A 5557-nucleotide genomic window follows, 5' to 3' on the forward strand; every position below is an offset into this window, starting at 1 on the left:
TCGCTCAACTGTTCCCGTGCTGCCATCCATTTTTACCCAATCTCCATCTTTTAAGGAACGGGTAACTCCGGGAATGGAAACAATGGCGGGAATGCCCATTTCTCTGGCAACAATGGCAGAATGGGAGAGCAAACTCCCCCGTTCGACTAATACGCCAGATGCAGCCGGAAATAACATAATCCAACCGGGATCGGTGCGCTCGGCAACGAGAATGCTACCGGGTTCGAGGATGGCGTTTTCTGGATTGGTAATGACTCTCACTTGCGCTTCGACAATGCCGGGACAACAGCCTAATCCTTGTAAGGTGTCTGGGTTGTCGAAGGGTGCGACAGGAGTCTGGTTTTCCTGGAAACGGTTGCCTTGGTAGACGATGCCACGGGTTTCAAAGCGATCGCCGATTTCTCCATTTTTCTCATATTCGGCAAACTCTGCCTTTCTCAATTCTACCAAACCTGGTAAATTTGTACAAGTATTGGTTCCTTCCACAAAGCCTAAAATTTCATTGACTTCCAGATAAAAGATATCGCGATCATCGTCGAGTAAATCGAGCGAGACGAAACGCTTACCGAGTTCAACAAAAATGCGGCGCACATGGCCAAATAGCCGGGTTCGTTCAAAGCGCAGATTTTCGCGATCGCGCACCCGTTCCCTGGCATTATACAGCACCCAATCAAACAGCGATCGCTTTAGCCCAAAGTGTCCCAAGTTTTTCCCAATTTTCGCCTCTGCTGCTTGGCGCAATTTCGCCGAAACCGAGACAGAATCTAGGGTTTTCCCGGATTTTGCTAGTTGACCCACCGATCGCAGCAGCAATAGAGGATTATCGAATAGGGTGGGACTTTCGAGCTTCAGCTCTCCCAAACAGCGATCGCCAAATTTTTCTAAATACGCTTCATATTTTTGTGCCACCTCCGGGCATTTTTCCAGATGGGAGAAAATCACCCCTAATTCTCCCTCACAGAAAACCTGAGTCAATTCCCCATCTTTTGCCACTAAACCCGCCAATTCCTTCACCCGCATCGCTGGTTCTGCGCTAATCATCCCCCCTTCACCGCTAATTAAATCATTTTGCAACATCCCCCCACTCTCCTTGCACCAAGATTGGCACAACTTTTGCAAAATGCCATAGAAAATCATGGCAAAGAAATCATTGATTAATGGCGCATCCCAACTGCGTAACAATTGTCGCTCTAAATCCCGGTAATGGGCTACCAATTCATCGGCGCGTAAATCCTGAAGATCTAATCCCTTGAATTTCTGACCTAAGACTTGCGCCAATCGCTGATAGAAGTGCTTGACTTTATCCGGTAATAAGATGAAGTTCAGTCCTAAACCGGCAACTGTTCCCAACAAGCGCAAACCATCTAAAATTCGTACTGAGAGCGCTACTTTTTTCTGGGTTTGAATGCCAATGGACTCTAAAATATCATCAGAAATGGGTTCTTTCACCCCCATCATCTGTTCCATAAATCGGCGATTGACCTGAAAGCCCGGCAACAGAGACAAAACCTTGTACCAACTGAGCAGATTATAGTAAACGCGCCCTTGCACCAAGCCAATCATGCGGTTAAAGGTTTGATCATTATTTTCTACCACTGTTTTATCCACACCCATTAACAGACAAAATTGGCGGTAAACCTCCTCATAGGCACGGCGAGCAAAGGAAAAGGTTAAAGGGGTGGTAACTCCGCTATAGCTTTCGGAGATATTGCTATTATCCCAAAGGTTCAATTGACCATCGGGATCGGGTTGTTTGGCTAATCCGGTAATGGGTCTGGCTTGCAGTAAATAGACTTGATGATTTTCGAGGGCCCATTCGATATCCTGGGGGCGACCAAAATGCGCGCCTACTTGACGCACTAGAGCGGTAATTTGCTTGAGTGTTTCTCTGTTTAATAAGGGTGTATCTGTCGGGGATGAAATTACCGTTCCTTGGCGATCGCTGCGGTAAGTTTGTCCATCCACTTCCCCGGAAACCAAAGCATCCCCAACTCCTGCCACGGCGCTAATCACCGTAACTCCCCGTTGACCGGTGACAGGATCGGCTCCAAAGGCGACTCCGGCAACTTCGGCATTAACCATGCGCTGGACTAGCACGGCTGGGGGTTTGGGGTTGCCGAGATTGTGCTGCTGACGATAGGCTAAGAGGCGATCGCCGAATCCAGAGCGCCAAACCTCCACTACGCGATCGGCCACCTCCTCCACCGGCACAAATAGGAAGCTCTCCAACTGTCCCGCAAACGAATAGTCCGCCCCATCTTCATCCACCGCCGAAGAGCGCACGGCTACCGGTTCGCCATGGGGGGAGAGTTGGTTGAGGGCTTGTGCTAATTCTGCTTTTACTTTATGATTTAGGTGCAATGCTGCAATAACTTGGCAAATAGTGCCTGTTGCTAAAACCTCCTGTTGTTCCTCCGTTAAGCTATCGTAAAAGGCACTCGGTGACACCACAAACCACTCAGGAATAGGTAAACAGAGGGCTTGCAACTGGGCAAGGGCAGCCCCTTTACCTCCTAGCTCTTGAGAATGCATTGTAGTGTGAGCAGTAAGGATGTAAGTCATAGGGGTTTGAGAAGGATAGGGAATAAAAATGGGCGATCGCCAACCCCCCTTAAACAGCAGGGGGCTGGGGGGATCTTGTTCCCTTGTACCTCATTAAGTAAGCAAAGCGCTTTGACATCCTCCCACCGCTAATTGCTGTCGCAATAAGGTTGCCCTGTCGGGCTTTTATTGGTTTGGCGACAATTCATCACGTCGCTAACCTTCGGTATAGCGAGAGCCTTCTTGTCGCATCAAGGTAAACTTCTTTTTTTTGTCAGGAAGGAGGGAGAGCTTTATTTTGGGTCTCGGTCTGAACTTCTGCTTTGGCTTCAGCCGCAATATCTGCTAGACTTTCGGCTGTTTCCGCTAGGGCAGATTTAGTTTTTTCGTACCAGGTAACCCCAGATTTAATCGTGGTTTTCAAAACCGGTTTAACCAACGGCAAAATGACAGGCGCGAGGGCAACTGTAGCGACTCCGACGGCGATCGCCTTGGTGTTGGGGTGGCGGGTAAGTTCGGCAACTCGCGCTCTTAATCCAATGCCTTCCTGATGCATCATTACCATAATTGAGATCCTGTTGCTAAGTTGAAACAAAATGTAGCTGGTATTCCCATCTATTATCCCCTAATTGAGAAAGAAATGCCAGAGTTGGGGATGGGAAGAAGGGGGGAGGCGGGGACACGCAGATCAAATTGCTCATTACTTATTACTCATTACTCATTAAAGGGCTGTATCCTGTAGGGTTGTAGTCCCATCCTTGAAGTTGCCTTGAGTCAACCTAAACTCTTGCACAGTGGCAATCCTTTCTATCGTCCCCTAGCCGCTATCCTCTTAGGGGGGCAGGCGATCGCCCATATTCTCGCCGGAAACATTCATCGCCGCAACACTCTAGAGCAGATGATCAACGTCGGCCCGGCTTCCCTAACCATTGCGGTGATGACCGCCATTAGCGTCGGCTTTGTGTTCACCATTCAAGTCGCCCGTGAATTTATCAACTTTGGAGCCACCACTGCTGTTGGGGGTGTTTTGGCGATCGCCCTCGCCAGGGAACTCTCCCCCGTCCTCACTTCCGTAGTCGTCGCTGGGCGCGTCAGTTCGGCCTTTGCTGCTGAAATCGGAACCATGCAAGTCACCGAACAAATCGATGCCCTCTACATGCTCAAAACCGACCCCATCGATTACCTGGTTATTCCCCGATTAGTCGCCTGCTGCTTGATGGTTCCCCTTCTGAGCCTCATTTCCCTAGTCGCCGGTATTGGCTCTGGCTTATTCATTGCCGAAGCTCAGTACCAGATTCCCTACTCCGTCTTCCTCTCCTCCGTGCAAAGCTTCATGACTCCCTGGGATGTCTGTAGCTCTGTGATTAAAGCATTTATTTTTGGAGCCTTAATTTCTGTCATTGGCTGTAGCTGGGGACTCACCACCACCGGAGGCGCAAAAGGGGTAGGGAAGTCTACCACCACCGCCGTAGTCATTTCCCTCCTCTCTATTTTTATGACCGATTTCCTTCTCTCTTGGCTGATGTTCCAAGGCATGGGCACATCGTCTATTCAAGGGGTGTAGGGATGGAAAAGTGGCGTTGATGAGGTACGCGGTACACGGCGTTGATATTTGAACCCGATCGGTTTTCAGGACTGAAAATTGGCGGGGTCTTGATCCCGGCGATCGCGCACCGAAATGGGAGGCCCTTGCCGATCGCCCACTAGCGCTGCTGTGCTTTCCAAGGCTTCCCGTAACCGTTTAGCGGCATAAATCGACATATCCCTAGGGACACTAATGCGATCGCGCAAGTAACGCAATCCTATATCCGAGCCTGGCGGTGGGGTACAGACTTCCCCGGTCATCAAGTGGGTTAAAGCACAACGGAGGGCTTGATCGAACAGGCGATCGTCGGCTGGATTCACCCGCATAATATTCTGACGATGCTTCAGCACCCGGTGCAGAGCTTCTTGGCGGGATGTTTCCGGTTCTGGATAGGTCACATCCGGCAGACCCAACCAAGGCCCCCGATCCACCCGTTTTTGATACTCCTCAGTTTCCGGTTCCTGATTGGAGTAACATCCGCCCATTTGCGGAGGTAAATCATGGGCGTGGGTATGAAAATCACTTTGAGTTCCTCGGTAAGTGGGGCGAGTTTCCATAGCATCAAACCAGTCAGAAAAATGGGGATTTTCCGTTCGCAGGCAATACCCTTTGTAGTAGTACAAACTCGCATTCATGCGCTCCACATAGGGCGTGAAAATGATATCCACTGTGCCAAAATCTTCCAAGAAATAGGCCCCAGGGGTACGGCTTAGGGCCTTTTCTACATCACCAACGACGGTGATAAATTGTTCTTTTTGCCGTTGATCGTCACGGGGCGATCGCATTGGATAGCACAGCCAACTACACCAAGCCCGAAACAGCAACCGCTCTAGTCTACGCAGGGGAATCACCTGGGAATCCTCCATTCCTGCACCGTTCAGGGGGCCAAACGTCCGTTCTAGGGCAATTAAAATATCATCACTTTCGGTAATCAGGCGGCCATCCAATTCGATCGCCGGTAGCATCCCCGATCTGACGATATTTTTATACCATTTCTCCTTAGTCCCATAACAAAACATGGTTACCTTGCGGATACGATAAGGAATTTGTTTTTCCTCCAGCCATAACCACACCTTTTGGCAATAGGGACACCAACCATGATGATCTCGATAGAGCGTCACCCGCACATCGGCTTCCGAGTGACCAAATAGGCGTAAATTGGATTGGGCATTGGTGGGGCCATTCACCCGATCGATGGCAAAATCAGTCAGGGCTTCCAGTTCTGTCCAAGTTAAGAGACTCATAGGGGTGGTGATTACCAGAAAATTGGGTTTAAAGCCCCGCCCTTCCAGGGCGGCTTTTTCGGCTTTCCTGTGTTATGATAATACCATGAAAACCCTAAAGTTTAAGCTATACAAACATAAACGAAATAGATACCTGAATCGACAAATCAATGGGGCTGGAGTCATCTATAATCATTGCATAGCACTT

At 49.5% G+C, this 5557-nt stretch carries 4 protein-coding genes and 1 pseudogene; 2 read left to right on the forward strand and 3 right to left on the reverse strand.

Features of this window, described 5'->3' with window-relative positions; genetic code table 11:
- Both PJF56_RS05895 and PJF56_RS05900 read right to left on the reverse strand, forming a co-directional pair.
- The coding region (locus PJF56_RS05895) for a PEP/pyruvate-binding domain-containing protein (protein WP_283761719.1) at window positions 1-2562 on the reverse strand (2562 nt) is incomplete at its 3' end.
- Window positions 2563-2815: 253 nt separating this feature from the next.
- Window positions 2816-3106 carry a DUF5132 domain-containing protein gene (locus PJF56_RS05900; RefSeq protein ID WP_283761720.1) on the reverse strand — a complete coding sequence of 97 codons (291 nt, stop codon included), beginning with the start codon at window positions 3104-3106 and terminating at the stop codon, window positions 2816-2818.
- A gap of 204 nt (window positions 3107-3310) precedes the next feature.
- Here PJF56_RS05900 and PJF56_RS05905 point away from each other — a divergent pair, with 204 nt between their 5' ends.
- Window positions 3311-4105: an MlaE family lipid ABC transporter permease subunit gene (locus tag PJF56_RS05905; protein WP_283761721.1), complete on the forward strand. Its 795-nt coding sequence runs from the start codon at window positions 3311-3313 to the stop codon at window positions 4103-4105.
- A gap of 65 nt (window positions 4106-4170) precedes the next feature.
- Here PJF56_RS05905 and PJF56_RS05910 read toward each other — a convergent pair whose 3' ends face one another.
- Window positions 4171-5370: a glutathione S-transferase family protein gene (locus PJF56_RS05910; RefSeq protein WP_283761722.1), complete on the reverse strand. Its 1200-nt coding sequence runs from the start codon at window positions 5368-5370 to the stop codon at window positions 4171-4173.
- An 85-nt stretch (window positions 5371-5455) separates the two neighbouring features.
- On the opposite strand from PJF56_RS05910, the pseudogene PJF56_RS22080 reads away from it, so the two are divergent.
- A pseudogene (locus PJF56_RS22080) lies at window positions 5456-5557 on the forward strand (transposase); the annotation flags it as partial.

This window comes from Roseofilum halophilum BLCC-M91, assembly GCF_030068445.1.
GTDB classification, from domain to species: Bacteria; Cyanobacteriota; Cyanobacteriia; order Cyanobacteriales; family Desertifilaceae; genus Roseofilum; species Roseofilum halophilum.

Excerpts from the sequence above, each read along its gene's own strand:
- PJF56_RS05900 (WP_283761720.1), bottom strand. The coding sequence starts at position 3,106 with ATGGTAATGATGCATCAGGAAGGCATTGGATTAAGAGCGCGAGTTGCC.
- PJF56_RS05910 (WP_283761722.1), bottom strand. The coding sequence starts at position 5,370 with ATGAGTCTCTTAACTTGGACAGAACTGGAAGCCCTGACTGATTTTGCC.